Source organism: Paenibacillus sp. J2L1-98, from assembly GCF_056269405.1.
In genome coordinates, this window is record NZ_JBWDNW010000004.1 from 144,392 (window position 1) to 171,109 (window position 26,718).

Sequence of the window (26,718 nt, forward strand, 5' to 3'; positions counted from 1 at the left end):
CTAGGTCAATTTAAGCAGCAGCGAGCCGTGAGGCGGCAGCGTGAACGACAGCTCGTTCAAGGCTCCGAGATCCTCGCGTGTCCAAAGGCTGCGCGCATGAGGAGCAGTAGTTAAGCCCAGCTGCGCAAGCGTGACCGTAACGGTATCCTCCTGATCTCCGGCATTAAACAAGGCGACGTACAGCGCGCCTTCTTCATCCCGGGCCGTCCATACGATACGCTCCTGCTCACGATAAAGCTGGCGGGCGCCGCTGCCGCCGCGATGAAGGGCGAGCACCTCATCGTTTGTGAGCAATGACAATGTCCATTCGTCGTTGTCGCGCATTTCACCGCCAAACATAAGCGGCGAGCGGAATATCACCCATAGCGACATCATCGTCAGCTGCTCGTCCCGCGTAAATCTTGTCCAGCGATCGCTTCCTCCGCCATCGACCGAACGGATGCCCAGGTGACCGAGCGGCAGCATGTCGCAGTCCGGCCATGCTCCTTCCGCAACATGCGGCGCCCACTTCTCGCAGCGCTCGAACATCTCATGCAGCAGATGCCACAGATCCCAATAATCATCGGTCATCCGCCACATGTTCGCATGCTCCGCGAGCGCCTCCGCATGCTCCAGAGGAGCCGGTCCAGGCGAGAGGCTGAGCACCATTGGTCTGCCGCATTGCGCGATTGCGTTATGGATCAATTTAATCTCGTCCAAATGAATGCCGTACAGTCTGGACGCGGCGATATCGTCCACTTTGACGAAATCCACTCCCCATGAAGCGTACAGGTCGAACAAGGAGTTGTAATATTGCTGGGCGCCGTCCTTGGACGCGTCGACGCCATACATGTCCGTATTCCACGGGCAAATCGAGTTCGGATGCGCGATCGAGCGCGCGGTCGCATTCGAGCCGAGTATTTTGGTGTCCGCATGAACGGCTTGACGCGGAATGCCCCGCATGATGTGAATACCGAATTTCAGCCCGAGGGAATGCACGTAATCCGCAAGCTGCTTAAAACCGATGCCGCCGGCAGCGGATGGAAAACGGTTAGCTGCAGGCTGCAAGCGGGAGTATTCATCCATTTCAAGCGGCACGAATGGACGGTATAGCGAAGAATTTGCGCCTGGCTCATACCACTGGATATCGACAACGACATATTCCCAGCCGTATGCCTTTAAATGCTCGGCCATATATTCCGCATTGCCGCGAACCTCGTCCTCCCGGACGCTGGCGCCGTAACAATCCCAGCTGTTCCACCCCATTGGCGGCGTCAAGGCATATTGATGATGTTTGGAAGCTTTAGTCATTAAATTTCGTCCTCTCTTATCGTAATATTGCTCTATGCGATAATCGTAAAACGAAACGGTAGTCAGTGACTAGCACAATTTATTGCGGTGATATGTAAAATATTGCTCTCTAATCGAAGAGTAAACGATCGATCGAAGGAAGCGCTTTGGCCAAGCGGAAATCGGCAGGCGGAAAACCGACGCGGCTTCGGAATACTTTGCTGAAGTAGCTGCCGCTTGAGTAGCCTACGGCATGCGCGATTTCCTCCACGGGAAGCGCGCTGTAACGGAGCAGCTGAACGGCCTTCTCAATCCGCAGCTTCGTAACATAGTCCATAGGAGAAATGCCTGTCGTTTGAGTGAACAATCTCGTAAAATAATACTTGGACAGTCCGGCGGCGCCGGCAACATCATCCAAGCTCTGCAAACGGTGAAACTCGGCTTCCATATAAGCGGCTGCCAGCTTGATTTGCTGCGGCCAATTCGCTTTCTCCTGCTGCTGCGCCGTGCTCGATTGAAGCAGATCCATCATCAAGCGGTAAATAAGCGAGGAGGCTTGAAAGCTGTTCTGTATTCGATTGCTGCGCGCTTCCGCATACAAGCCCTGCAGCGAGCGGACGACGGCGCTTGATTGCCCGAAAGAAGGCGTGACGCCGACAGTTTGCAGCAGCTCGGTCCATAGCTCCTGCAAATGCTGCTGGCGGAACAATACGAAATAAAAGGTCCAATGGTCGCTCGTACGCGGCAAGCAGTAATGATGGTCGCCCGGAATCTCGGCCAAAAAAGCAGTGCCGGGATGTATTTCATAGGTTTGTTCACCCAGCCTGTAATGGCCAAAACCGGAAACGGTGTACTGAAACAAGTATAATGGTCCGTCGATTCGTTTCATACCGTCCCAATAGTAATCCGTTTCTGTCACCTCCTCGAAGCCGGTGGCGAAGAGCTGGTAGACCGGCAGCTGGGGCGGGTCTTGAAAACGGTAGCCATACACGCCGTAAGGCTGCTGCACAACCATGCGCATAAGCACCTCCTGGAAGCATATTATTATGTGGTATTTCATTCATTTGGAAAGGGGCAGAGGAGTTGGCACAGCAAATATTCGTCTTTATTTACGGCTCGTTACTTCCGGGTCACAGCAATCACCATATCGTTTCATCATATGTACAATCGTACAGGCCGGGTCAAATCGCCGGAAGAATGGTCGATTGCGGCGCTTATCCGGCAGCCGTCCGGGATAAGGACGCAAGGCAGCGCAATAGTATTATACGTGGTCAATGGATTACCGTCGATAGAAAGGGACTCGCTGCAATGGATACGCTTGAGGATTTTTACGGCATCGAGGAGCAAAATGATTATCATCGGATATGGGTCTTCGATTCCGTGGATCGCAGCGTTTCGGGATGGGCTTACGTGTGGGATACGAGCAGAGGCTGCCCCGCCATAGCGGATGCCTATTGGCCGGACTTTTTCGCCCGCAAAATAACGGATGCTCTATAAATAAAGGCATGGTCCCCGTGCTGCACAGGGGAGCCATGCCTTTAATGAAAAAGCGGCATTTGTTTACACTTGCTGCACTGCATGCTCCCCGGCTCATCGCCTAGCCATTGTCTTCATCGTTCTCTGCGGCATAAGCAATAAGCGCGACATCCGAGCCGTAAGTTTCAGTCAATTGCTTCTCCAGCTTGCGGATCGCATCGAGCGCATCGCTTTGACTGTTTAGTTCGGCAATACGATAATCCTTGTCCATTATCGTCATTCACTCCCTTCTTAGTAGTGTTTTACTAGTAGAATGGACCTTACGGCATCTTGCTATACGTGCTGACTCATCAATATGCGCTATAATTTGATTGCGATTCTGGAATTGTTCTTTTGACAATGGTCTAGTACACTAAAGCAGAACGACATAAAGGGAAGTGACATCATTGGTTAAAATTCTGCTTCAAATTAACGCTAATCGATCATCATCCTCCAAGCGGACGAATGGTATGGCAGTCATCATGCTGCTTCTCATCCTCATAACATTCGCTTCCTTGTTGCTTCCGCCGCCGCTGGCTTTCGCACAACCGATTGCCGGCATTGAAGCGGCCTCATTCGATCCGCATGAGCAGGTCGGTCACAATCATTCAGAAGACGCCAACTCCGAAGAGGGTATTTCGGTGCAGCAGGTTTTATTTTTTACCGTTAGAGCGGTCTACTATTTCGCATTTATGCTGGCGGCCGGATTAATGCTTTGGTCTATTGCGCTTCCGGAGGATGCGAATAACGTCTCACGTAAGCTTGTAGACAAATGGGGGATTTATGCGTTAAGAGGGCTGCTGCTCGCTGTTCTTCTATTCGTATTCGTCCATGTAAGCCATTTGTTGAAAGGCTATGACGGAAGCAGTCCGAACGAGTGGATCCGCTTGCTGACGGAAACGGCAACCGGACAGTCATGGGCAGCGTTAATTGTACTGTCGCTGCTCGGCTTTGCGGTACTGCGCTTGCAGGATTCGTTTAAATTCATATGGGCGCTGCTGCTCGCCGCGGCGGAAAGCTTTAACGGGCACGTAAATGCGCTTCCCAATAATACGCTGGCAATCGTGTTAGACTTCATACATATTGCGAGCTCAGCCTTATGGGCGGGCGGCTTGCTGCTGCTTTTGCTGTTCTGGCGCGCAGACCGTAAGGAGGCGGGAAGATTCTCAGAGCGCTTTACGAAAATCGCCTGGCTGACGATTTTGCTGCTGGCGGCTAGCGGGATTTGGATGACCGTTCTCCTTCTGCCAACCTGGCGTTATTTGTTATATACGAGCTGGGGCATCATGCTCCTTACGAAAGCAGGCTTGATCTTGCTTATCGCATGCGTAGGCTTCCTGCTTCACAGACGGGCGAAGCAGCGGATGCTGCCAAGCGGCAGGCTGCTGAAGCTGGACGGGCTATTGATGGGCATTGTGCTGCTCATCGTAAGTATATTTACCTATATCAGCCCCGTTCCCGATACGGAGCCGCTATCCTATCATAAAATGGGCGAAAAACTGCATTACACGATTAATATTACGCCAAACGGACCGGGACCGAACCAAGTTACGCTGAAGGTTTGGCTGCCGGAACAGCTTGGCGCGCCGGCTTCCGTCCGTTTGCTGCTGCGGGACGCCGAACGTCCGCAGCGCGCGGCTGTCGATGTTCCGTTTCGAAGCGGCAGCGGCGAGGATTACACCTCTTTTCCGGGCTTCATAGAGACGGATTATGTATCGGACAAGGTTGATCTGTGGGCGCGCGGCGGATGGACGGCTGAGCTGCTCATTACCGATATAACCGGCGCAGAAACGAAGCAGCTGATTGAATTTCGCAATGATTAACAACGGAAGGAGAGGCGGCTATGTCTTATAAATGGTTAAAATGGCTCATCCTATGGATTCCTACGATTGCGATTGGTTTATGGGAATATATGCGCCATACATTTCTGCTTCCGTTCGTTTCGATGGATGTCGGCAATTTTCTTGCGCCTGTATTCGTGTTCCTCATTACGCTGACACTGCTGCGGGCGCTATTCGCCAAGCTGGAGCAAATGCAGGAGACGCTGCAGCGGGAGCGAATTGTTAAGGCAGCCTTCGAGGAGCGGGAACAGCTGGCGCGAGAGCTTCATGACGGCATTTCGCAATCGCTGTTCATGCTCTCGGTTAAGCTGGACAAGCTGGAGCGGGCGCAAACCGATTCGGATGTGCAGCAAATGACGGACCAGATCAGAAGAACGGTGCGGCATGTCTATGACGATGTGAGACAGTCGATCGCGAATTTGCAGGACTCCCCTGTTCCGGCGGATATGTCTTGGATGCAAAGCATACATCATTTAACAGCTGAAATGGAGCAGACCTGCGGTGTTCGGACGACCGTCGAGTGGAAGGTGCAGGAGGGCTTTCTCTCGCATAAGCAGAAGGTAGAGCTGCTTGCGATTATGCGTGAAGCGCTTATGAACGTGCAGAAGCATGCGAAAGCAGAGCATATCACCATTAGGGGCGAAGGCGTAATACGTTCGGATAAGAAGAAAAACGCCTTCCGCTGCTCCATTCACGATGACGGCATAGGCGCACCGGCGGAGAAGCTTGATGAAAAAGGGAAATACGGCGTTAAAATGATGCAGGACCGGGCGAACGCAATGGGCTGGAGCGTGACGGTGCAGACGGCGGAGCCTCACGGAACAATCGTTGAAATCATCGGAAGGAGCGAATCCAAATGACGGATAAAACGGCGCAGGTACGCGTGTTTTTGGTAGACGATCACCCGCACGGCCGGGAAGGCATGCGCGATATCGTCTTGAGCGATGAATCTTTTGCCATTATAGGCGAAGCGGCGAGCGGCGAGGAGGCGTTACCCGCCATTCAAGAAATGCAGCCGGATTTGGTGTTGATGGACATCAATATGCCAGGCATGGGCGGCCTTGAAACGACGCAGCGCCTTAAGCTGCTGATGCCCTCCTTGAAGATTGTAATGGTTACGGTATCGGATGACATTACGAATTTATTCGAAGCGATTAAGCGCGGGGCGCAGGGTTACTTGCTCAAAAATTTGGCTCCGTCCGCTTGGATGGAATATTTACGCGCGATTTCGCTGGATGAAGCTCCGATGTCGAAGGAGCTTGCCTTCCGCTTGCTTCAGGAATTCTCAACAAGCAAACCGCAGGAGACGAAGCGCCCTTCGGGCAAATCGCAAACGATTGATAAGGATGCATTGATTATTACGACTCCGCTGACGGAACGGGAGAAGGAGGTGCTCGAACGAGTCGCGACGGGCGCTTCGAACCGGGAGATTGCAGGGGAGCTTGGTTTGTCCGAGCATACGGTCAAAAACCACCTTAAAAATATTTTGCAGAAGCTGCATCTCGACAACCGGGTTCAGCTGACGCGTTACGCCTTCGAGCAAGGCTTGGTCGAACGGTGAGGAATGGTATCGGAATAATACGGTAAGTAATATGGGGGCGTTCGGGAGAATCGATTATGGAAAAGTTAATACTTCTAATAGGATGGATTGGGTAGATGTATGCAGAGGGCTAGCGGATCTTGGCGGTATTTATTGGACTTATTGTTCCAGCGGATAGAAAAGTTTGCCGATGAAGCGCATCTAACGTTTCCAGACTTATCCGCTTGTATCGACTCTTAGCAAGAAGTCGGGCTTTGCGGTTGCAACGCTGCAGCGGATTGCATATAATATAGATTATTGTTTCATATTCGCAGTAAAGCGATGATGGAGAAAAGTAAGCAGTGCTTTCGCACAGGGAGAAGACGCCGTTGATTGAGAGCGTCTTTGTGAAATTAGGCTGTTGAAAGTTCACTCCGGAGCAGACACCTGAAACGCCATGACGGCATGCCGTCCGGCGCGGGTAGGGAAGGTCCGGTTCCCGCCGTTATGGGGCTAAGGGATTGCAATCCGCTGCCGCAAGGCAAGCGATAACTATACTTTAAGTTATACGCGCAGGCAGGAAAGCGGTCCGAATTAGGGTGGTACCACGGTTCTTTCGTCCCTTCAGGGAGAGAGGGCCTTTTTTTGTGTCTTGATTTAGGGAAGATGATATGGAGGCGAAGAAGAATGAAGGAAAAATTGGAAGGGCTGCGCGGCGAAGCGCTGCAGGAGCTGCAGCAAGTGGATACTCCCCAGCAGTTAAATGATTTGCGTGTCAAGTATCTGGGTAAAAAAGGCGCATTGACTGAAATTTTGCGCGGAATGGGCGGTCTGAGTGCCGAAGAGCGTCCGGTGATCGGTCAGGTTGCCAATGATGTTCGTGCAGCAATCGAAACGGTCATTGACGAGAAGCAGGAGGCATTCCAGCAAGCGGAGACGAATGACCGGCTCCTGGCGGAGACGCTTGACGTCACGCTTCCAGGCAAGCAGCTGCCGACAGGTTCCGTGCATCCTTTGAATAAGGTAGCTCAGGAAATCGAGGATGTATTTATCGGCCTTGGCTATACGATTGCCGAGGGACCGGAGGTAGAAACGGATTTTTACAACTTCGAAGCCTTGAATTTGCCCAAAAACCATCCGGCTCGCGATATGCAGGACTCGTTCTATGTAACGGATGATATTCTCATGCGTACACATACGTCGCCTGTGCAGGTTCGCACGATGAAGGCCATGAACGGACAAACGCCTGTTAAGGTTATTTGCCCGGGTAAAGTATACCGCCGCGATGATGACGATGCGACGCATTCGTTCCAGTTCAATCAGATCGAAGGTCTCGTTATCGGCAAAAACATCCGGATGAGCGATTTGAAAGGAACGCTGCTGCAATTCGTGCAGCAAATGTTCGGCGCGCAAGCGCAAATCAGGCTGCGCCCGAGCTTCTTCCCGTTCACGGAGCCGAGCGCCGAAGTTGACGTAACCTGCGTGCAATGCGGCGGCAAAGGCTGCCGGATGTGCAAGCACACGGGCTGGCTCGAAATTCTTGGCTGCGGCATGGTGCATCCTCGCGTTCTCGAAATGGGAGGCTATGACCCGGAAGAGGTTAGCGGCTTTGCTTTCGGCATGGGCGTTGAGCGTATCGCATTATTGAAATACGGCATTGATGATATTCGTCATTTCTATACGAACGATCTGCGGTTCCTAAGCCAATTCGCAAGAATGTAGTCATGAGAGAAGGGAAGAAGAGAGATGAACGTATCCTATAAATGGTTAAATGAATATATCGACCTGTCCGGATTTACCGGAGAAGAGCTTGCGGAGAAAATGACGCGCGGCGGTATTGAGATCGACGTAGTCGAATCCCGCAACAAGGGCGTTACCGGCGTCGTAGTCGGTTATGTGAATTCGAAGGAGAAGCATCCGGATGCGGATAAGCTGAACGTTTGTAAAGTTGACGTTGGAACGGGCGAAGAGCTGCAAATCGTATGCGGAGCCAAAAATGTCGATGCAGGCCAGCTCGTACCGGTCGCTGTCATTGGCGCACAGCTTCCCGGCGATTTCAAAATTAAGCGCGCGAAGCTGCGCGGCGTCGAATCCCAAGGGATGATTTGCTCGGCGAAGGAGCTGGGCCTTAACGATAAGCTGCTTCCGAAGGAGCAGCAGGAGGGTATTCTTGTCCTTCCGGCGTCAACGAAGATCGGCACGCCAATCGGTGAAGTGCTTGGCATTGACGATGAGGTGCTTGAGCTTGATCTGACTCCGAACCGTTCAGACTGCCTCAGCATGCTCGGGGTAGCTTACGAAATCGGTGCGCTGACAGGCCGCGAAGTCCGTTTGCCGAACGTAACGGTGAACCATACGACAGTGCGCACGGATAGCCTTGTATCGGTAAGCATCAGCGCTCCGGAGCAATGCTCGCATTATTCGGCCCGCTATATTAAAGGCGTAAAAATCGGCGTTTCCCCATTGTGGCTGCAAAACCGGCTAATTGCTGCCGGCGTTCGTCCGATCAACAACGTCGTAGACGTTACAAACTTTGTTATGCTGGAGTACGGTCAACCGCTGCATGCCTTTGATGCCGATCGTTTGCCGGGCGGACGCATCGACGTTCGTCTTGCGAAAGCAGGAGAAACGCTCGTAACGTTGGATGACCAGGAACGCAAGCTGGAGCCGCATATGCTTGTCATTACAGACGGCAAGGATCCGGTCGCGCTTGCTGGCGTAATGGGCGGAGCGAGTACGGAGGTAACGGGCGAGACGGTTAACATTTTGCTGGAGTCGGCAAGATTCGATGGCGGTACGGTAAGGAAAACGTCGCGTCAGCTGGGACTGCGCTCGGAATCGAGTATCCGCTTCGAGAAAGAGGTTGATCCGGCAAACGTTATCCCTGCGCTGGACCGCGCGGCTTCTCTAATTGCAGAGCTTGCGGAAGGCTTAATTACCGAAGGAATTGTTGAGGAAACTACGGCTGACGCGAAGCCGGCCAAAGTGGCTGTATCCTTGGATAAAATTAACGGCTATCTTGGTACGGAGCTGTCCAGACTCGAAGTTCAGACGATTTTTGGCCGCCTGCACTTTGAGTATGAGCTGTCTGACAGCAATGTGTTTACCGTTAACGTACCGACGCGCCGCGGTGATATTACCCGCGCGGTTGATTTGATCGAGGAAGTGGCCCGTTTGCACGGCTACGATGAAATTCCGACAACGCTTATTCACGGCGATGTTGTGCCCGGCTCCTTAACGAAGCCTCAGGCTATTCGCCGCGAGCTGCGCAAGCGTCTGTCCGATGCGGGACTTCATGAGGTCGTCAGCTATTCCTTCACCGGACCTGAGCGGACGAAGCTTTTCCCGGCACTTGCCGAGCATACGAATCCGGTTCGCCTGGCGATGCCGATGAGCGAGGACCGCAGCGTATTGCGCACGACGCTGATCGCCCAGCTGCTCGAAACGGCGGCCTACAACCGCAACCGTAAAAATGAGTCAGCGGCACTTTTTGAAATCGGCAGCGTATTCCACACGGATGAGGAACAGCTGACGCGCTTGCCGCATGAGAAGCACCGGTTTGCGGCGCTCCTGACAGGCAATCGTTCGGAGGCGCAGTGGAATGCGAAGGCGTCTCAAGTTGATTTTTACGATGCGAAAGGTATCTTGGAGACGATATTTGCTGTGCTGGGCTTAACGGCAAGCGTTTCGTACGAAGCGGCTAAGCCTGAGCATTTCCACCCGGGCAGAACAGCAGCCGTCCTTCTTCATACGCCAAAAGGCAATGAAGTGATCGGTTACGTTGGACAGCTGCATCCTGCGCTTCAGCTGCAGGCGGATCTGGCTGACACGTATGTGCTCGAAATCGGACTTGATTTGATTTACGAGCTGGCTGATTCGGGGATCGAATATAAGGTGCTTCCTCGTTATCCGGCTATGCAGCGCGATATCGCGGTAGTCGTTGACCATGAGGTGGCGGCTGCTAAGCTAACCGGCGCAGCATGGGAAATAGCAGGAGAATTGCTGGAGTCCGTTCGCGTATTCGACGTCTACACAGGAGAGAAACTTGGAGCAGGCAAGAAGAGCGTTGCGTTGTCGCTTGTATACCGTCATGCAGAGCGTACTTTGACAGATGAAGAGGTAACGGAGCTGCATGGGAAGGTCGTTTTACAATTAGAACAATCTTTTGCAGCTGAATTGCGCAAGTAGGCAGGAAACCTTTAAAGCCGCATCGAAATAGTTCCTAGTGAGCTATTGATGCGGCTTTTTTTCCTTTAAATATAAGGCAAAATTCAATTTGCAACGATGATTATGCCTATATTTAACACGAAACGAGCTTTTGAAGCCAAAGGCTGCCGTCAGCCGTTTACGCTGGCTCTACTTGGATTATTAGGAGGATTCGCCTTAATGGATGCAGATCAAACAGTTGTTACGGTTGATATATATGGAGTTCAATATAAATTAAAAGGCCATTCCAATGTGGAATACATAAAAAAGGTTGCCGCCGCAATCGACGAAAGCATGAAAAAGCTGGCGAAAGGTTATCCGCGTCTGGATATGCCGAAGCTGGCGGTGCTCTCTGCCGTGCAAATCATGGAGGAAGTTTACCGTCTGCGTCGCGATAATACAAGGCTTCTAGAGGAGGAAGCGAGGCTTAACCTCATGATTCGCGAGCTGGAGCATATAAGCGAGCAGTCAGTCGCGCTGCAGGCTGAGCTGGCTGAGACTAAGCGAATGGCAAGCGAGCAATTGCAAAAGGCCAAGGCAGCCGCTGAAGCGGAGCTAGCCGAAATGCTGGCGCTTGCGGCAGAGCAGACAGCGGAGCAGCAAGCAGCGGCTGCAGAGGCCATGAAGACACAGGAGGAAACGATCCTCCGGCTTACGCAAGAAAATGTGGAACGGATTGCATCTCTTCGGACGAAGAAGGATGAGCAGATTGCCCGGATCCAGGCGGAGAAGGAAGCAGAGCTGGCTGAGCTTCAGATGAGAAAGGACTCGGAGCTGTCGGAGCTGCAAAATCAGAAGGAAGCGGAACTGGCAGCGCTGAAGAATGAAAAAGAGGCTGAACTATCCGAGCTGAGAAATCAAAAGGAAGCCGAGCGGGCAGAACTGCAGCAGGCCAAAGAGGATTTTCAGCTTGAGCTGGAGCTTGAAAAGGAAATACAAATTTCCGAGCTTGAAAGAGCGAGTGCCGAGGAACTGGCTGCTCTGAGACGCGAGAAGGAAGAGCAGCTGTCAGCGTTAATTTCAGAGAAGGAAGCGGCGATATCCGCTCTAAACGAAGAGAAAGAGTCGCTGCTCACCGAGCTTGAAGGGAACTGGCAGAACAAATGGGATGAGCGCGAGCTGAGCTGGCTTGCACATACCGAGGCTTCGCAGCTTGAGCTAGCCCGTCTGGGCGAGGAGCGCGAGCAGGCGTTCCGCGCTGATCTTGAGCGCCGGCGAAACGGCTGGCTTGAGGAGCGGAGCAAGCTGCAAGCACAGGTTGCCGAGCTTCAGCAAGGCTGGAAGGAAGAGAAGGAAGCGCTGGAGAATCGTATTTCTGCGGCGGATGATCAGCTCATTCAGGCGATGGAGCAGGAGGAGTCCTTCCGTACGTCTAACGGGCAGCTTGAGCGGGACGTTCAAGAACGGGTAAGTGAATTACAGCTTGTTCAAAGCGAGCTGAATGAAACGCGCAGCCAATTGGCGGAGCTGCAAGAGCACAATAGCGGGGCGAATGCGATGGTTCAAGAGCTGGAGCAGAAGCTCGCTCATGAACGAAGCCATGTCTCTGCTGCGGATAAGCGCGCAACGGATTTGCAGCAGCGTTTGAAAGAAGCGTTGGAGCGTGAGGAGCAGAAGCAGCTCGAGCTCGAGGAGCTGCAAAGACAGCAGGAGGAGCAGCTGCTAAAGCTGCAGCTTGAGCAGGAAGAGCTTGAACAGACGCATCAGAATAATCTTGAAGAGCACCGGAATTTGCTGCGTGCGGAGCTTGAGAAACAGCGGGATTCTCTGAAAGAAGAGCATGAGCAGCAAATGCAGAAGTTTGAGGAAGAGAAGCATGAGTTGTTGAGAACGCTGCGCCTGGAGCAAGAGGAGCAGTTAAGAGTTGTAGAAGCGGAAAATGATGAGCTGTTTAAACAGATGACCGCAGAAAGCAATGAACGCTGCGAACAGCTCGCTGCCGAGCAGGATGCGCACATTAGGGAGCTTGCCTTTGAGTACGAGGAAAAATATAAGCAGCTGGCTAGTCAATATGAAGAGCAGCTGTTCGAGCAGGCCGTTCAGCACGAAGAGCAGCGCAAACAGCTTGCTCTTGAATACGAGGAGCAGGCAGGGCGGAAAGCAGCCGAGTATGAAGAGCGGAATAAGCAGCTGGTTAATCAATATGAGGAGCAGCTGCTTGAGCAGGCTGTTCAGTATGAGGAGCAGAACAAACAGCTCGCTCGCGGGTATGATGAGCAAGCATTGCAGAAAGCAGCCGAGTATGAAGAGCGGAATAAGCAGCTGATTAATCTATATGAGGAGCAGCTGCTTGAGCAGGCTGTTCAGAACGAGGAGCAAAATAAACAGCTCGCTCGCGGGTATGATGAGCAGGCAAGGCAGAAAGCAGCCGAGTATGAAGAGCGGAATAAGCAGCTGGTTAATCAATATGAGGAACAGCTTATTGAGCAGGCTGTACAGTACGAGGAGCAAAATAAACAGCTCGCTCACGATTATGAAGCTGAAGCGAAGGCGTTTGCTGTTAAGCAGGCGGCCATTTCTGAACAGCTGGTGAACCAGTACGAAGAGCAATATATCGAGCTTGCTGCTAAGCAGGAAGAAGAGCGCAAGCAGCTGGAGGACGAACACGAGCAGCGTTTGCAGCAATGGGCTGCTGAGCATGAAGAGCAGCTTAAGCAGCTGAAAGCGAATCAAGAGGAGGAGCTGCTGCAGCAGCGGCATGATTACGAGATTATGATTCAGAAGCTGCAAGAGCAGCTGGACAAAATCGAGAAAATAGCCGCTTCAGCTGCTGATGGAGAACAGTTCTATAAGACCGAGCTTGAGAAGCTCGAAGCCAGGGAGCAAGAGCTAACCGAGCAGTTTGAGATTACGGCTGCGCGTGAACGTATTGCCGGGCAGCAGCTGGAAGCTGCTGCAGCCCGCGAACGTGAGCTTAGTGAACGTTTGCAAGCACAGCAGCAATATGCGGAGCAGACAGCAGCCGAAGCAGATCGCCTTGAGCTTGAGAGGCAATCGCGGGAGGCTGCTGAAGAGGCGCTGAGAGAACGGCTGGAGAGAGCGATGCAGGAAGCAGCGGCAGCCTCCGAGCTGAAGGAAGAACTGAGCGAGTATACGGCGCGGCTTGCGAACGAGCGGGATGAAGCCGCGCGCAAAGCGGAGCAGCTGGCCTATGAGCGTGATGAGGCAGCGAGCGCATTGGAGTCGCTTTCCTATGAGCGCGATGAAGCAGCACGTTCTAAGGAAAAGCTGGCATTAGACCATAGCGATTTGCTTGAGCAGCATCACAAGCTGAAAAATGAGTATTCGAAGCTGCAAACCGAATATAACGAGTGGATTGAGCTTATAGAGCAAAGCTGATATCCCATAAGCAGCAAACACCGCAGTGACAAGCTTGGGCAATAAGCCGGCGCTTGTTACTGCGGTGTTTTATTATAATCGAGCTGATAGCGTTTTCACTCTACTTACTTGTATATTCTTAACCGTATGAGACGATTGTGCCGGTAGGTCCGCCAACAGGCAAGCTGGCTAGCCGTATCAGATCCGGTGTAACGATTGCTGGATCTTTGCCGGTTGCGTGCATTTCTGTGCGGAGCATGCCTGGATTATAGAGGTTAACGAGAATGCCATGCTCATGCTCCTCGTCAGCAAGTGTGCGCGTTAACGATTCAAGACCAGCCTTAGCTGCGCTGTAAGCTGCGTAACCGCCTGCTCCGTTCCATGAAAGGCCGGAGGTTAGATTGATAATTCGCCCGTACTTCGCTTTGCGCATAGCGGGTATGACAGCTTTCGAGAGCAGGAACGGCCCGGTTAAATTAACTGCAATTTGATTTTGCCATTCATCCGACTTTAATTCCGCAACAGATCCTGGCTCGAACGCGGCTGCGCTGTTCAAAATAATATCGATACGGCCAAAGCGCCGGATGGCAGCAGAAACGGTATCCTGAACCTGCTGCTCGTCGGATACGTCTGTTTGCAGCACAAGCGCGTCTTTGCCCGTCTTTGTCTTTACGACCAATGCGGTTTCCTCAAGCTTGGCAATTCGTCTTCCCAGCAGAACGACATCGGCGCCTGCCGCTGCAAAAGAAATTGATGCTGCGCTGCCGAGGCCGGTACCTGCTCCGCTAATAATGGCGACTCGATTTTGTAGTGCTCCCATCACCATTCCTCCATTCGCTGTTTGTATTGTGAATATCTTAGCAGAGGGAGAGTGGCAGGGGAAGAGGTTGAGGCATCAGACTTTTTTACTGGAATGGTAAATAAAGATTATATAAGCGATCAATGAAGATGTCATGGAGGAGGACGGATTTGTCTAAGAAAACAATAAAGGCTGCTCTACAGGTTATAAAACACCTGTGGAGCAGCCCCTGATTTCCGGCGAATAAATTTATTCGACAACAAGCGTTGCTTTCATCTCAATGTGGCCCGCGCCGCATGGTCTGTTGCAAATCATTTCATAAGTGCCTGGTTCACTAATAGTGACGGGAACCGCTTTTCCGGCAGAAATCGTATAATCGGTTTTTTTGATTTGAATGCCATGCATGCCTTCGATTGAATCAAGCTTGACGTTAACCGTTTCTCCGGCTTTAATTTTATATTCCTGCTGGTCAAACTTCCAGTTAGATGCTGTGATTACAAGATCTGAGGATGCTGCGCCGCTGTCCGCAACGGTAGTGTCCACATCCTTGTTTGCTTCCTTCGTGTTGTTCGCGCCGCATGCCGCAATGACGAACACCAGGCACATTGCGCTTGCAAATAGTAACCATTTTTTCATTTGGATAGCTTCCCCTTTCAATTGTCCAACTTAGTTATATGTTGGGTATTATCTATTGTACCTCAACTTTCAAGCGTTTGCAGTGACAGCGCTATGACAAAGTAATGAAGAACTTGTGAAATAGTGAAACAGCAAATGGATGCCGAGTAAGCGCAGCGAAAGCCCTTGACCGCCCTGTTACGGGCAATCAAGGGCTTTCACTGCAACATATGTGTTAGTCGCGTTCCCGTCTGCCAGCTTCATAAGGGGTGCTGACCGGAATGAACAGGTCGATGATCCCGATGACCAAAGCGGCTAATATGGCGCCGAGCAGCGTAACGCTTACGCCTCCGACGATAAACTGGGCGATCCATATGACGGCTGCGCTGGCGATAAAGCCGACGATACCGCGGCCGAAGGGCGTAACCCTTTTGCCGAAAATACCTTCAATAATCCAGCCGAGCGCGGCAATGACCAGAGCAAGAAATAATGCGCTCCAGAAACCTCCGACGCTAAATTGCGGGACGATAAACCCGACAAGCATTAATACAAGCGCGGCTACAATAAACCGGACGACATGGCCTAGAAAAGACATAGTACAAACCCTCCTTAATTTTTACGAACGGAGACCGCATCGAGTGCAGCTCCTGTTCGTTTTGCGATTATAAACCGCATTATAAGCAGATCTTAAGCTTTTCCCTCCTACCACCCTGGATAAGGTAAGGTTACATCGTAAGAAGGCTCGTTCGTTTTATATTGTGACCATTTGAACATCATTTATGTATGAATCGACTGTTCAGCCCGTGCATCAAGATCATTGTTCGGCTATAATAGGAAGGCGAGAGGGGTGTTATTTATTGGACACTAAAATTTTGACCACACTTGAATATCCTAAAATCATACATAGATTGTCGCAGCATGCGGCAACATCGCTTGGAAAAACGGCCGCGGAGTCGCTGCAGCCGGTTTCCGATTTGGAAGCGGTTAAGAAGATTCTCCAAGCTACCGATGAAGCTTATACGGCTGACCGTCTGAAAGGGAGTGCGCCATTCGGGGGTGTCGTGGACATTTCCGCTCCGCTTCACCGTGCCCGCATCGGCGGTACGCTTAATCCGGCGGAGCTGCTCGATATCGCGTCTACCGCTCGCGGCGGACGCCGTGTGAAGAAGCATATCGGCCTTTTGCATGAAGATCATCCAATCCCGCTGCTGCAGCTAATTGCGGATCAAATTAGCGAGCATAAGCCGCTTGAGGATGCGATATTCGAATGCATTGACGATCAGGCGGAGGTCATGGACAGTGCAAGCGCTGCATTAGCTTCAATTAGACGTGAGCTTCGAAACGGAGAATCGCGCATTCGCGAGAAGATGGATCAAATGATCCGCTCCTCATCGGTGCAAAAAATGCTGCAGGAATCCATCATTACGCTGCGCAACGACAGGTATGTTATTCCTGTTAAGCAGGAATACCGTTCTCATTTCGGCGGTATCGTACATGATCAATCTGGATCCGGCGCTACGTTATTTATCGAACCGGAAGCGATCGTCGCGATGAATAATAAGCTTCGGGAGCTGAAGGCGGGCGAGCTGCGGGAAATCGAGAAAATTTTGCAGAAGCTTACCGCATTGACCTCTGATTATGTCGAGGATCTTCTTGTGAACCTCAATTTGCTCGGCCAAATCGACTTTGCTTATGCAAAGGCGCGTCTTGCTCACGGCATGAAGGCGACGCTGCCGCGAATGAATGACAGAGGCTTCCTCAAGCTGAAGCGCGGCCGCCATCCGCTTATCGCCGCTGACCAGGTTGTTCCGATTGATGTGGAGCTGGGCAATCAATATACGGCAATTATTGTAACGGGACCGAATACAGGCGGCAAAACCGTCTCTTTGAAAACGATTGGGCTCTTAAGCCTCATGGCGATGTCGGGCTTATTCGTTCCTGCCGAAGATGGAAGCCAGCTTTGCGTATTCGACGCGATCTATGCCGATATCGGCGATGAACAAAGCATTGAACAAAGCCTAAGCACATTTTCCAGCCATTTGAAAAATATCATCCGAATTTTAAGTTCGATGACCTCCAAAAGCTTAGTGCTGCTGGATGAGCTCGGTGCGGGGACGGATCCGGCAGAAGGGTCGGCGCTTGCCATTGCCATATTGGAGCATGTGCATGCGATGGACAGCCGTATCGTGGCCACAACGCATTACAGCGAGCTGAAGGCATATGCTTATAATCGAAAAGGCGTTATAAATGCGAGCATGGAGTTTGACGTGGCGACGTTAAGTCCAACCTACCGCTTGCTTGTTGGCGTTCCGGGACGCAGTAACGCATTCGCGATCGCTGAACGACTCGGCCTTGCCCGTTCCATTATCGATCATGCCAGAGGCGAGGTTAGCGAAGAGGATCAACGGGTAGAAAATATGATTGCCTCGCTCGAGGAGAATCGTTTGGGCGCAGAAACCGAGCGTCAGACGGCTGAGTCGCTGCGCCGCGAGATGGAGACGCTTCGGGCTCGTCATGAGTCAGAGCGTGCCCGGTTCGAGGAGCAGAAGGAAAAGCTGCTGCTAAAAGCACAGGAAGAGGCGCGCGAAGCCGTCGCAAAGGCGAAGCGCGAAGCCGAGCAAATTATCGCGGATTTGCGTAAGCTGGCTATGGAGGAGGGCGCCTCTGTCAAAGAGCATAAGCTCATCGAGGCCCGCCGCAAGCTGGATGAAGCGGCGCCTGAGCTTCAGAAGGCTAAACGAGGCGCAACAAAAACCGCAGCAAAACCGACAAAGATTGAAGCCGGAGATGAGGTAACCGTCTACAGCTTGAACCAAAAGGGTACGGTCGTGGAAATTCATGGCTCTGATGCGACGGTACAGCTCGGTATTATGAAAATGAAAGTTGCGCTGGATGATTTGGAGCTGCTTAAATCTTCGTCCGCCGTGAAGACACAGCAGCCGAAGCAGGCAGCCAGCTTAAAGCGTACGCGCGATGAGAACATCAAGATGGAGCTTGACCTGCGGGGAGAAAATTTGGAAGAAGCGATTCTTGAGGTTGACCGTTTTCTCGACGAGGCGTTTTTGTCAGGCTTAGGTCAAGTAGCCATTATTCATGGCAAAGGCACAGGCGTGCTCCGCACGGGCATTCAGCAATATTTACGCAAGCATAGCCATGTAAAGAGCTTCCGGCTCGGCAATTATGGCGAGGGCGGCATTGGCGTAACCGTTGCAGAGCTGAAGTAGCGGGCAGCAGGGCGAAAGCGAAAATGCCTGATGATGGAGGGAACTTTGAATGAGTAATGAAGTCGATAAGCTGCTAGCTAACCCTTACGCTGCTTCGCTCGTTTATGTATCGGTAACGGTGCTGTCGCTTATAGTGTTTTTATCCTGCTTTGAGCTGGTAACCAGGTATAAATGCTGGAGCGAGATCAAGAAAGGGAACGTTGCCGTGGCGATGGCGACAAGCGGAAAAATTTTCGGTATATGCAATATTTTTCGATTCTCCATCGAGTCGAATGATTCGGTTTACCAAAGCCTTATTTGGGGCGCATTCGGTTTCGTGATCTTGATGGCCGCTTATTTCTTATTCGAATTTCTGACGCCTGTATTCCGGATTGACGAGGAAATCGCCCGCGATAACCGTGCTGTAGGGCTCATTGCGATGATCATATCCATATCGTTATCCTACGTCATCGGAGCAACTGTCATTATATAACGGGGGAAGCTATTTTGAATTATTTATGGAGAGTATTAGTGGTCGTCGCTATTTTGTTTTTTGTATTTGGTGTCGTTTATATTATGAATCATTAGAGGGGAAGAAAAACAATGGAAGAGCATTTGGTCTGTCCGTGGTGTTTAACGGAAATTGTATGGGATGAAGAGATTGGCGCGGAGTCGCATTGTCCGCATTGCGACAACGAATTAAGCGCGTACCGGACGTTAGAGCTTGGCTATGATGAGGAAGAAGTAGAGGCTGACGAGCATGAACGGGCTGTTCAGGCACTAAAAATTAATGATGCCCGCAGAGCCGCCAGGCCGGCGGAATGGTCAGAGGATGAGCATGAAGAAGAAGAGGAAGAAGATTATTCCGATGATCCGAATAACAAACGCTGGTTAGAGAGCGGCGATGGCTTCCGCAGCGCAGACAGTGCACGATTCGCTGTTGAAGAAACCATTCAACGCGTGCTAGACGATCAAGACGAAGTGCCGGAATGTCCAGTTTGCCGGGCGTATATGATCGAGGCAGGCGTTCAGCTGGTAGGAGACGGGCAGTTTGAGTCAAGAATCGCCCCGTCGCTGAACGGACCGGTATTGCCGACTCCGTTCAAACTCACTTTATATGTATGTCCTTCTTGCTACCAAACCTCATCCTTGCTGAGTCATGGCGACCGCGAGCAAATGATCAAGCGTTTGACTCCTGACGAATAGAAGAGTACTGGCAAAAATGGACGGGCATTGCTTTCAGCCAAAAAGGGAACCTTTAAAAAACGTAATTCTCATACGTAATCGTCTAGACATGCGAAGCCATGCTCTAGCCTGCGGCAGGAGGAATCGTTTTGACAAAAGCTTTGGCGAAAGCCTTAAACGGACAAGCAGTCCTATTACTCGTTGTTCAAGCGCTTTTCGGCGTGGCGAATGTGCTGTCCGGGACATTTGTCCCGGTGTACCTTTGGAAAGCAAGCCAGTCTTATATGTTGATCGGCTGGTACACGCTCGGCCAATACGTGATGAGCGGATTAACGTTCTGGGTTGCCGGCAAATGGGTGAAAGAGCATAACAAAATGAACAGCCTGCGCATTGGAATTGTTTTGTCCGGCGTCTTTTATTGCACAGTATTGCTGCTAGGGCAGCAAGCGAAAAGCTATTACGTGCCGCTCGGTATTTTGCACGGGATGGCGCTCGGCTTTTTTTGGCTCGCGTTTAACGTTGTTTATTTCGAAGTAACAGATCCTGATAACCGTGACCGTTATAACGGCTGGGCGGGACTGCTCGGCTCAGCGGCCGGCATAGTGGCGCCTTGGGTTTCAGGCTTGCTTATTACGTCGATGCAAGGGGAGAAGGGGTATCGACTTATTTTTACCTTATCGCTCGTCATCTTCTCTATTAGCGTTATTTTAAGTTTCTGGCTGAAGAAGCGGCATGGTCAAGGCATCTATAATTGGAAGCATGGCCTGCAGCAGCTTATGCAAAAAGGGAATCCCTGGCGCCGCATGTTTCCAGCTATTGCGGCACAGGGCGTGCGCGAAGGTGTATTTATGTTTCTTGTTGGCCTTACGGTATACGTGGCTACAAAAAACGAGAGCAAGCTGGGTACCTTCTCGCTCATTACGTCCCTCGTGGCACTAATCAGCTTTTGGCTCGTTGGTAAAATGCTCAAAAAAAGGAATCGCAAGCTGGTGATGCTGATCGGTGTCATTATGATTTCGGTCGTGATTTTACCATTATTTTGGAAAGTATCTTACGCTACGCTGATCATGTTCGGCATAGGTACGTCATTATTTATGCCGCTTTATATTATTCCTATGACCTCCAGAGTTTTCGACCTAATCGGGCAATCCGAGGAGAGCGCGCGGGAGCGGGAAGAGTTTATCGTGCTTCGCGAAATTGCGCTTGTGACGGGGAGAGTCATCGGTTTAACGTCGTATTTAATCGTTTTGCCGCAGAATCATTCGACTGCCGCGATTACGTGGCTGTTATTTGCGGTTGGCGTTGTTCCGGTAGCGGGCTGGTGGTTTATAAAGCCGTTTCTGGAGCAGCAGCAGAAAGCTTAAACAAAGCCAAAAGGAGGACAAGCGATGCCGAGAATCGTATCGGATATAACGCAATTGATAGGAAATACACCGGTCGTCCGGCTGAATCGGCTCCCGGAGGAAGACAGTGCCGAGGTATACGTCAAGCTGGAACGCTTCAATCCAAGCGGCAGCGTGAAGGATCGAGCGGCTTTTTCGCTCATTAACGATGCGGAGAAGCGCGGGCTAATTAAGCCGGGCGACACCATAATTGAGCCAACGAGCGGCAACACCGGCATAGGACTGGCCATGAATGCGGCAGCCAGAGGTTACAAAATTATATTGGTCATGCCGGATAACATGACAGCGGAACGGATTAAGCTGCTTCAGGCGTACGGGGCGGAAGTCGTGTTGACGCCTGCCGCGGAAAGAATGCCGGGTGCAATCCGCAAGGCGGAGGAGCTGCAGTCTCAGCGTCCGGGCAGTTATATTCCCAATCAATTCGAAAATAAGGCTAATCCGCATATTCACCGATTGACAACAGCTTTGGAAATTATGGAGCAAACAGGCGGTAAGCTCGACGCTTTCGTCGCTACGGCAGGCACCGGCGGCACGATAACCGGAACAGGTGAAACGCTAAAGGAGCTGCTTCCGCATTTATATATAGCGGTTGTAGAACCGCAGGGCTCTCCGGTATTATCAGGCGGCAAGCCGGGGCCGCATAAGCTGGTCGGCACGAGTCCGGGGTTTGTACCTGCTATTCTTAACACTTCGATTTACGATGAAATTATTCAAGTATCTGATGAGAACGCATTGACTACGATGAGAGCCCTCGCGACAAGAGAGGGTCTGCTGCTTGGCCCGTCATCGGGCGCCTCGGTATGGGCAGCGATGCAAATGGCGAAACGGCTCGGCACTGGCAAGCGCGTGCTTTGTATCGCGCCGGATACGGGAGAACGCTACATGAGCATGGATATATTTTGAACAGCGGACGGGAGCGGCTTAAACCCACTCCCGCAGCGATTCCTTTAGAATATCCCGTCTTTCTTGAATATAATGATGAATGAAAGACGGCTCTGCCAGAAAGGTGTCGTAGCTTGCCTTTCGCGTGTAATCGTTCCGAATGGCTGGTGACAGCCGTTTATGCATCCGTGAAATAACAGGCTCAAGCTTCTCGACAGTGAAGGAGGATTGAAGCAGCTTTTTCATGATGGACCGGTATTCTCGGCGGCATGCCGGAAAAGTAAACAGCTTCGCTGTCAGCTTATTGTAGCCCTGAAGACGAACGAGATCGCTGCCGCACGGCTTCCCATAGCAATTTCTCCCCCACGTTCCCTCATAGTCCCACGGAATAATTCGATATTTTCCGCTTGTACGCAGCTCATAAAGCGCATAGTTTTGATCAAAACCGTCGTAATTTCCAGTCAATACGGCACCGGCCAGCCATAATAAATATTGGGATACATCAAGCCGCCTTGCAGTGTGTGCACGGAGTTTTTTCCCCGACATCCGGTTCAAATTGCGTACAAACGATACAAGTCTGCTCTTTGTCCCCGTCTTTCCTTGCATCAATTCATAACCATCAAACAGGGACGGCTTCTTCCCCTTCGATTCGGGATCGGTTAAGCTGAAGTCGGCGCTGTCATTAACCGCATACAGCAGTGAGCGGTAGCCGATGCCCCTTTTCTCGAAAAAAAGCCGGTCGACCGCCTCGATTTCCAAATAAACGCCCTGAGGAGCTCCATTTATAATAAGCCAGAAGTGATTGGTTTGAGGTGATGGAACGCCAATTTTATTGAAAAAGTAAAAGGAAAGCGCGTTGCGCATCATGGAGGGATCGTCATATTCGGCATTCCAATGAAGCGTTCTTCCGCCTTCGATCCGTATTTCATAGGATTTCTTAGAATAATTACGCGTATGTCCTCCCCGCAATCCGAAAGTCGCTTTATAAGTTTGTCCGTCAAGCTCCAGCTCTGCCGGCTTAAAGTCCCGTCCCCAAGCGTTGCTCTGTATTTTTTGAAAATCAGATTCATTAATGTGAACGGTGCGTGCCGGCAAGGTTTCAGCAACCATCTAACCATCTCCCGAGGCAAAAGATAAAGCCTACCGTTAGTCGATAGGCATTGATCTTATTTAGCGTATTCAGCTAATGCCCAGATGGTCACAGTTATTTATTATAGATTGATTTCCCAAACAAAGCTTGGGGGCGGCAGGTCGGACACTTCATTAAAGAGGAGCGGGGTATTGTAAGTGATTGTGTAGCCATCCGCGAAATTTCCAGTCGTTCGATTGGTTTCCACTGGATTGTCTTCCGTGTGATTACCCGCCGTACGGTTGCCGCGAGTAAGATTGCCTCCAGTACGATTGCCTTGTGTAAGACTGCCTCCAGTACGATTGTCTTGTGTAAGACTGCCCTCCGTACGATTTCCCACCGTACGATTTCCCACCGTACGATTACCGTTCGTACGGTTACCGCCAGTAAAATTCCCTTCCGTATAACTCGCTTTTGCGCATTGCTTTTGTTTGCTCTTCTTATTTTTGGCCAAATCAAATTCCTCCCGTTGTGAAGATACTATAACCTATGACATTAATCTATTATTCGAACCGGTTATGTGCTCAATCTTTAATAAATAGATAGTAATCTAGTACCACCGCGATACGGTATACATATAATTATATTACATATCGCTTACCATGATAGATGAAGTGAATGAAGTATTGGAGGGATGTGCAGCAATACAAACATGATGCTGATGACGAGGTCAACACGTCGGTTTTAAAGGAAGCATAAAACTACCATTAATAAAATTATCGGAGGGATTTTTTTATGAGTAATTGCTTTAACTTTGCTGGTCAATCTGCTGCTGGTAATTCCAACTGGCACAAAAGTCACAAGAGTCACAAGAGTAACAAGAGTCACAAGAGTCACAAAAGCGGGAAAAAAGATGACTTTCTTCATAGCTTGATAGGCAAAAACGTTAAAATTAACCGCGGCGGACCGGATTCGCTTCAAGGCAAGCTTCTTGCGGTAAAAAGCGACTACCTCGTTCTAAGCACTCGCGAAGGCATCGTCTATATTGCAAGCAGCCATGTTAAGAGTATTACTGAGATGGGCGGAAATAAAAGCGGAAACAGAAGCGGAAACAGAAGCGGTAACAGAAGCGGTAACAGAAGCGGTAACAGAAGCAGAAACAGAAGCGGACGCCGTGATCCGGTATTTATCAATGCTGACAACTTCAACGGAGTTATCCGCTCATTCCATCAACAATTCGTGCAAATTAACTGGGGCGGACCTGAGAAAGTCGAAGGCTTCGTAGCGCAAGCAGGAAATGATTCGATCTTGTTAGTATCCGGCAAAGAGGCTATCCAAATTCAGAACGATCATATCAAAACGATTAAAGCAGCGGGCAATAACCAATCTGGCGGCAACAAAAACGACAATAAAAGCGGCAACAAAAACGACAATAAAAGCGGTAACAAAAGCGACAATAAAAGCGACAACAAAAAAGACAACAAAAGCAACAAAAGCAACAAAAGCAACAAAAGCAACAAAAGCAATAAAAGTAACAAAAGCAACAAAAGCAACAAAAGCCGGTAAAAACCGCTCATAAGCGGCTTCTATTAAAAAAGCTTTAGAAACGACTAGCCGTTCGGTGAAAAAAGGTTAATGGCTTGCCGGGCAAAGGTCTAGACCTTTGCCCGTTTCTAATATATACCGGATGAAAGGAGGTTGATCGCATGAAAAACCGTCATCCGCTGCTGGACCGGCAGGTCGAATTGGAGATTTCAGGTAAAGCGGCACCAATAAGAGGAAAATTGATCGAGTTTGGTCAAGATATCTTAGTGCTGCACAACGGAACACAATTTTTATATATACCGCTTATTCATCTACAGCAGCTTCGTATTTCGACGCGGGAAGAAGAAGATAAGGATGAAATACCGGAAATGCCTTTCGAGCCTTATAACGAACCGATCTCGTACCGTAAAATACTCATGAACGCCAAGGGCATGTTTTCTGAGATTTATATTACGGGCAATCAGTCCATCCATGGTTATTTGACGACTGTAATGAATGATTTTTTTGTCTTCTATTCTCCCGTCTATCATACTATTATCGTCTCGCTCAATCATATGAAATATTTAATTCCTTATAGTCCGAACGTAACGCCGTACACATTAACGCCAGAGCAATTCCCCCTAAAGCCTTCTCCAATTACGCTGGCAAGAACCCTCGATCAACAGCTGCGAAAATTAATCGGTGAATTTGTCGTACTCGATTTAGGTGAAAAATCTAACAAAATCGGTGTTCTGAAAAGCGTCGATCAAAGCATGATCGAGCTTGCTACCGCAAGCGGCAACGCCGTATTTTTACACTTTGATCATGTGAAAACGGTGCATATACCTTAATGAATGAAGACTGTGCTCGCAGCCTATAAAGGCGTGAGCATCGTTTTTTTTATTAGCACATAAATAAAGGAAATACGGCTCATACTACTTTTGGCACGAAAAAATTGGATTAGCGAGTGCTTACGAAACCAGAATGGAAATAAGGAGGATGACCTATGCTACAGCCAATGACGGCAAAAGAGCTGGAGTACATTGCAGACTCTATGTCTAACGAGGATTTATTAATGAAGCAGTGTGCGGCAGTAGTAGCGACAGGCACTACACCGGCGCTCACAAACCTATGCTCGCAAATGATTCAAACGCATCAACAGCATTACGATTCCCTATTGCACGCCATTAATCATCATCTACAAATGGCTCCAACGCAGCCGCAGTAATAACCACGTCATGCAAGGCCTTTCAAAAATGCTTAGGAGGTAAGTCGCTATGTTTCAGCAGCAGAAGCAATCGATTTTGACAGAGGAAGATTTGGCGGGTTCGATACTTGGTGATTTAAAACGAGTCGTTCGTGAGTACGCGACAGCGGCAACAGAGTCGACCTGTCCTGACATCCGCCAATTATTCACAAAATTAATGGACAGTACCTTGGCCCTGCAAGGCCAGATGTTCCAAGCGATGCAGCAAGCGAATATGTATAATGTTTCATCGCCTGCGCTCCGTCAGGAGCTGGACAAGCAGGCGAAACAATATCAGCAGACTAAGCAAAAAACGAACCAGTTTCTGCAGCAAAATCTCGGTCAACGCCAAGGCCAAACCATGTATACGCCGAATATGCAGCATCAGTCCGGCCAGCATCAGCAAGGTACTCAAACGTATTACATGTAAAGACCCTTCGGGGTCTTTTTTTTTGCAAAGTCAAGAAAGCATATCATCTGGTTGCAGAATGGGTTATTTTTAACCGTGAGATGAGCTGAAGCCGCCCAAATAAAGGCTTTGGCTATTTACGCTTTATTGCACGCTATTCAAAAAAGTTGTAAAATATTTTTTATAATCGCAGTCGTACTGGAAGGAGTTATACAATGACCGAATTACAGTTGAAAGTGCTGGAACTGCTGAAGGAAGACGCGCGAAGGGATGCAGAGCTGATCGCAACCATGCTTGCCGTACCGACAGAGGATGTAAAGCAAGCGATAGCCGAGCTTGAGAACGATCATATTATCGTGAAATATGCGACAGTCGTGAACTGGAGCAAGATTGACGACCAGAAGGTAACCGCACTTATCGAGGTACAAATTACACCAGAACGCGGTCGCGGATTCGAAGGAATCGCCGAGCGCATTTATTTATATCCGGAAGTAAAATCTGTCTACTTAATGTCTGGAGCATACGATCTTTTAGTTGAGGTTGAAGGCAAAAACTTAAAAGAGGTTGCCTCTTTCGTATCCAATAAATTATCACCGATCGATGCGGTATTATCGACTAAAACATTTTTTATTTTGAAAAAATACAAACAAGACGGCATTATCTTCGAGGAGCATGAAGGTGACCATCGCTTGATGGTTTCGCCGTAAAAAAGGGT

25 protein-coding genes are annotated in these 26,718 nt (G+C 50.2%); 17 read left to right on the forward strand and 8 right to left on the reverse strand.

The genetic code is table 11. The annotated features are described in order from the left end of the window. Together AC0YNZ_RS10845 and AC0YNZ_RS10850 are read right to left on the reverse strand one after the other, a co-directional pair. Positions 1 to 1,290: a glycoside hydrolase family 27 protein gene (locus AC0YNZ_RS10845; RefSeq protein WP_475826617.1), complete on the reverse strand. Its 1,290-nt coding sequence runs from the start codon at positions 1,288 to 1,290 to the stop codon at positions 1 to 3. Positions 1,291 to 1,399: 109 nt separating this feature from the next. Then, entirely contained in the window at positions 1,400 to 2,290 is an 891-nt protein-coding gene (locus tag AC0YNZ_RS10850) for a helix-turn-helix domain-containing protein (RefSeq protein WP_475826618.1), read from the reverse strand. A 62-nt stretch (positions 2,291 to 2,352) separates the two neighbouring features. On the opposite strand from AC0YNZ_RS10850, the gene AC0YNZ_RS10855 reads away from it, so the two are divergent. Next, on the forward strand, positions 2,353 to 2,766 hold the full coding sequence (locus AC0YNZ_RS10855) for a gamma-glutamylcyclotransferase family protein (protein ID WP_475826619.1): 414 nt from the start codon (positions 2,353 to 2,355) through the stop codon (positions 2,764 to 2,766). Between the two features lie 100 nt (positions 2,767 to 2,866). On the opposite strand, the gene AC0YNZ_RS10860 is transcribed toward AC0YNZ_RS10855, so the two are convergent. After that, on the reverse strand, positions 2,867 to 3,016 hold the full coding sequence (locus AC0YNZ_RS10860) for a hypothetical protein (protein WP_475826620.1): 150 nt from the start codon (positions 3,014 to 3,016) through the stop codon (positions 2,867 to 2,869). 175 nt (positions 3,017 to 3,191) lie between these two features. Between AC0YNZ_RS10860 and AC0YNZ_RS10865 the strand changes: the two genes are divergently transcribed. The 6 genes from AC0YNZ_RS10865 to AC0YNZ_RS10890 all read left to right on the forward strand — a co-directional run bounded on the left by AC0YNZ_RS10865 (position 3,192) and on the right by AC0YNZ_RS10890 (position 13,689). Next, positions 3,192 to 4,607 carry a copper resistance D family protein gene (locus AC0YNZ_RS10865; protein WP_475826621.1) on the forward strand — a complete coding sequence of 472 codons (1,416 nt, stop codon included), beginning with the start codon at positions 3,192 to 3,194 and terminating at the stop codon, positions 4,605 to 4,607. Between the two features lie 20 nt (positions 4,608 to 4,627). Further along, positions 4,628 to 5,485 (forward strand): sensor histidine kinase, encoded by an 858-nt coding sequence (locus AC0YNZ_RS10870; protein WP_475826622.1) that lies wholly within the window; start codon positions 4,628 to 4,630, stop codon positions 5,483 to 5,485. Further along, entirely contained in the window at positions 5,482 to 6,186 is a 705-nt protein-coding gene (locus AC0YNZ_RS10875) for a response regulator (protein ID WP_475826623.1), read from the forward strand. The genes AC0YNZ_RS10870 and AC0YNZ_RS10875 overlap by 4 nt, the downstream gene beginning before the upstream one ends. A gap of 645 nt (positions 6,187 to 6,831) precedes the next feature. Then, on the forward strand, positions 6,832 to 7,866 hold the full coding sequence (gene pheS / locus AC0YNZ_RS10880) for a phenylalanine--tRNA ligase subunit alpha (RefSeq protein ID WP_475826624.1): 1,035 nt from the start codon (positions 6,832 to 6,834) through the stop codon (positions 7,864 to 7,866). Between the two features lie 24 nt (positions 7,867 to 7,890). Further along, entirely contained in the window at positions 7,891 to 10,332 is a 2,442-nt protein-coding gene (gene pheT / locus AC0YNZ_RS10885) for a phenylalanine--tRNA ligase subunit beta (RefSeq protein ID WP_475826625.1), read from the forward strand. A 198-nt stretch (positions 10,333 to 10,530) separates the two neighbouring features. Further along, entirely contained in the window at positions 10,531 to 13,689 is a 3,159-nt protein-coding gene (locus AC0YNZ_RS10890) for a hypothetical protein (RefSeq protein ID WP_475826626.1), read from the forward strand. Between the two features lie 118 nt (positions 13,690 to 13,807). Here AC0YNZ_RS10890 and AC0YNZ_RS10895 read toward each other — a convergent pair whose 3' ends face one another. The 3 genes from AC0YNZ_RS10895 to AC0YNZ_RS10905 form a co-directional block, all read right to left on the reverse strand. Then, positions 13,808 to 14,488 carry an SDR family NAD(P)-dependent oxidoreductase gene (locus tag AC0YNZ_RS10895; RefSeq protein ID WP_475826627.1) on the reverse strand — a complete coding sequence of 227 codons (681 nt, stop codon included), beginning with the start codon at positions 14,486 to 14,488 and terminating at the stop codon, positions 13,808 to 13,810. A gap of 228 nt (positions 14,489 to 14,716) precedes the next feature. Continuing rightward, on the reverse strand, positions 14,717 to 15,103 hold the full coding sequence (locus tag AC0YNZ_RS10900; protein ID WP_475826628.1) for a plastocyanin/azurin family copper-binding protein: 387 nt from the start codon (positions 15,101 to 15,103) through the stop codon (positions 14,717 to 14,719). A gap of 214 nt (positions 15,104 to 15,317) precedes the next feature. Then, positions 15,318 to 15,677: a phage holin family protein gene (locus AC0YNZ_RS10905; protein ID WP_110772243.1), complete on the reverse strand. Its 360-nt coding sequence runs from the start codon at positions 15,675 to 15,677 to the stop codon at positions 15,318 to 15,320. 262 nt (positions 15,678 to 15,939) lie between these two features. On the opposite strand from AC0YNZ_RS10905, the gene AC0YNZ_RS10910 reads away from it, so the two are divergent. From AC0YNZ_RS10910 to cysK, 5 genes are all read left to right on the forward strand, one after another. Beyond that, a complete protein-coding gene (locus AC0YNZ_RS10910) occupies positions 15,940 to 18,306 on the forward strand; it encodes an endonuclease MutS2 (RefSeq protein ID WP_475826629.1) in 2,367 nt (788 codons plus the stop codon). A 49-nt stretch (positions 18,307 to 18,355) separates the two neighbouring features. Continuing rightward, complete coding sequence (locus tag AC0YNZ_RS10915; protein WP_110772240.1) at positions 18,356 to 18,778, forward strand: DUF350 domain-containing protein; 423 nt, start codon at positions 18,356 to 18,358, stop codon at positions 18,776 to 18,778. 110 nt (positions 18,779 to 18,888) lie between these two features. Beyond that, positions 18,889 to 19,491 carry a hypothetical protein gene (locus AC0YNZ_RS10920; protein WP_475826630.1) on the forward strand — a complete coding sequence of 201 codons (603 nt, stop codon included), beginning with the start codon at positions 18,889 to 18,891 and terminating at the stop codon, positions 19,489 to 19,491. Positions 19,492 to 19,619: 128 nt separating this feature from the next. Then, a complete protein-coding gene (locus AC0YNZ_RS10925; protein ID WP_475826631.1) occupies positions 19,620 to 20,834 on the forward strand; it encodes an MFS transporter in 1,215 nt (404 codons plus the stop codon). 24 nt (positions 20,835 to 20,858) lie between these two features. After that, complete coding sequence (gene cysK, locus AC0YNZ_RS10930) at positions 20,859 to 21,776, forward strand: cysteine synthase A (RefSeq protein WP_475826632.1); 918 nt, start codon at positions 20,859 to 20,861, stop codon at positions 21,774 to 21,776. A gap of 18 nt (positions 21,777 to 21,794) precedes the next feature. Here the strand turns inward: cysK and AC0YNZ_RS10935 are convergent, their stop codons facing one another. Continuing rightward, a complete protein-coding gene (locus tag AC0YNZ_RS10935) occupies positions 21,795 to 22,865 on the reverse strand; it encodes a CotH kinase family protein (protein ID WP_475826633.1) in 1,071 nt (356 codons plus the stop codon). 101 nt (positions 22,866 to 22,966) lie between these two features. Continuing rightward, positions 22,967 to 23,338 (reverse strand): c2 calcium-dependent domain-containing protein 4C-like protein, encoded by a 372-nt coding sequence (locus tag AC0YNZ_RS10940; RefSeq protein ID WP_475826634.1) that lies wholly within the window; start codon positions 23,336 to 23,338, stop codon positions 22,967 to 22,969. Positions 23,339 to 23,619: 281 nt separating this feature from the next. Here AC0YNZ_RS10940 and AC0YNZ_RS10945 point away from each other — a divergent pair, with 281 nt between their 5' ends. The 5 genes from AC0YNZ_RS10945 (at position 23,620) to AC0YNZ_RS10965 (ending at position 26,710) form a co-directional block, all read left to right on the forward strand. Next, complete coding sequence (locus AC0YNZ_RS10945; RefSeq protein WP_475826635.1) at positions 23,620 to 24,390, forward strand: DUF2642 domain-containing protein; 771 nt, start codon at positions 23,620 to 23,622, stop codon at positions 24,388 to 24,390. A 140-nt stretch (positions 24,391 to 24,530) separates the two neighbouring features. Beyond that, positions 24,531 to 25,199: a DUF2642 domain-containing protein gene (locus tag AC0YNZ_RS10950; RefSeq protein WP_475826636.1), complete on the forward strand. Its 669-nt coding sequence runs from the start codon at positions 24,531 to 24,533 to the stop codon at positions 25,197 to 25,199. Between the two features lie 155 nt (positions 25,200 to 25,354). Further along, a complete protein-coding gene (locus AC0YNZ_RS10955) occupies positions 25,355 to 25,576 on the forward strand; it encodes a hypothetical protein (protein ID WP_475826637.1) in 222 nt (73 codons plus the stop codon). A 49-nt stretch (positions 25,577 to 25,625) separates the two neighbouring features. Further along, the gene (locus tag AC0YNZ_RS10960; protein WP_110772229.1) at positions 25,626 to 26,024 is read left to right on the forward strand and encodes a spore coat protein; all 399 of its coding nucleotides are present in this window, start codon (positions 25,626 to 25,628) and stop codon (positions 26,022 to 26,024) included. Between the two features lie 194 nt (positions 26,025 to 26,218). Further along, positions 26,219 to 26,710: an Lrp/AsnC family transcriptional regulator gene (locus AC0YNZ_RS10965; RefSeq protein ID WP_475826638.1), complete on the forward strand. Its 492-nt coding sequence runs from the start codon at positions 26,219 to 26,221 to the stop codon at positions 26,708 to 26,710. The last annotated feature ends 8 nt before the right edge of the window (positions 26,711 to 26,718 follow it).

Excerpts from the sequence above, each read along its gene's own strand:
- AC0YNZ_RS10845 (WP_475826617.1), bottom strand. The coding sequence starts at position 1,290 with ATGACTAAAGCTTCCAAACATCATCAATATGCCTTGACGCCGCCAATG.
- AC0YNZ_RS10950 (WP_475826636.1), top strand. The coding sequence starts at position 24,531 with ATGAAAAACCGTCATCCGCTGCTGGACCGGCAGGTCGAATTGGAGATT.
- AC0YNZ_RS10900 (WP_475826628.1), bottom strand. The coding sequence starts at position 15,103 with ATGAAAAAATGGTTACTATTTGCAAGCGCAATGTGCCTGGTGTTCGTC.
- AC0YNZ_RS10890 (WP_475826626.1), top strand. The coding sequence starts at position 10,531 with ATGGATGCAGATCAAACAGTTGTTACGGTTGATATATATGGAGTTCAA.
- AC0YNZ_RS10860 (WP_475826620.1), bottom strand. The coding sequence starts at position 3,016 with ATGGACAAGGATTATCGTATTGCCGAACTAAACAGTCAAAGCGATGCG.
- AC0YNZ_RS10965 (WP_475826638.1), top strand. The coding sequence starts at position 26,219 with ATGACCGAATTACAGTTGAAAGTGCTGGAACTGCTGAAGGAAGACGCG.
- cysK (WP_475826632.1), top strand. The coding sequence starts at position 20,859 with ATGCCGAGAATCGTATCGGATATAACGCAATTGATAGGAAATACACCG.
- AC0YNZ_RS10955 (WP_475826637.1), top strand. The coding sequence starts at position 25,355 with ATGCTACAGCCAATGACGGCAAAAGAGCTGGAGTACATTGCAGACTCT.
- AC0YNZ_RS10875 (WP_475826623.1), top strand. The coding sequence starts at position 5,482 with ATGACGGATAAAACGGCGCAGGTACGCGTGTTTTTGGTAGACGATCAC.
- AC0YNZ_RS10935 (WP_475826633.1), bottom strand. The coding sequence starts at position 22,865 with ATGGTTGCTGAAACCTTGCCGGCACGCACCGTTCACATTAATGAATCT.
- AC0YNZ_RS10915 (WP_110772240.1), top strand. The coding sequence starts at position 18,356 with ATGAGTAATGAAGTCGATAAGCTGCTAGCTAACCCTTACGCTGCTTCG.
- AC0YNZ_RS10905 (WP_110772243.1), bottom strand. The coding sequence starts at position 15,677 with ATGTCTTTTCTAGGCCATGTCGTCCGGTTTATTGTAGCCGCGCTTGTA.
- AC0YNZ_RS10920 (WP_475826630.1), top strand. The coding sequence starts at position 18,889 with ATGGAAGAGCATTTGGTCTGTCCGTGGTGTTTAACGGAAATTGTATGG.
- pheT (WP_475826625.1), top strand. The coding sequence starts at position 7,891 with ATGAACGTATCCTATAAATGGTTAAATGAATATATCGACCTGTCCGGA.
- pheS (WP_475826624.1), top strand. The coding sequence starts at position 6,832 with ATGAAGGAAAAATTGGAAGGGCTGCGCGGCGAAGCGCTGCAGGAGCTG.
- AC0YNZ_RS10960 (WP_110772229.1), top strand. The coding sequence starts at position 25,626 with ATGTTTCAGCAGCAGAAGCAATCGATTTTGACAGAGGAAGATTTGGCG.
- AC0YNZ_RS10895 (WP_475826627.1), bottom strand. The coding sequence starts at position 14,488 with ATGGGAGCACTACAAAATCGAGTCGCCATTATTAGCGGAGCAGGTACC.
- AC0YNZ_RS10870 (WP_475826622.1), top strand. The coding sequence starts at position 4,628 with ATGTCTTATAAATGGTTAAAATGGCTCATCCTATGGATTCCTACGATT.
- AC0YNZ_RS10850 (WP_475826618.1), bottom strand. The coding sequence starts at position 2,290 with ATGCGCATGGTTGTGCAGCAGCCTTACGGCGTGTATGGCTACCGTTTT.
- AC0YNZ_RS10945 (WP_475826635.1), top strand. The coding sequence starts at position 23,620 with ATGAGTAATTGCTTTAACTTTGCTGGTCAATCTGCTGCTGGTAATTCC.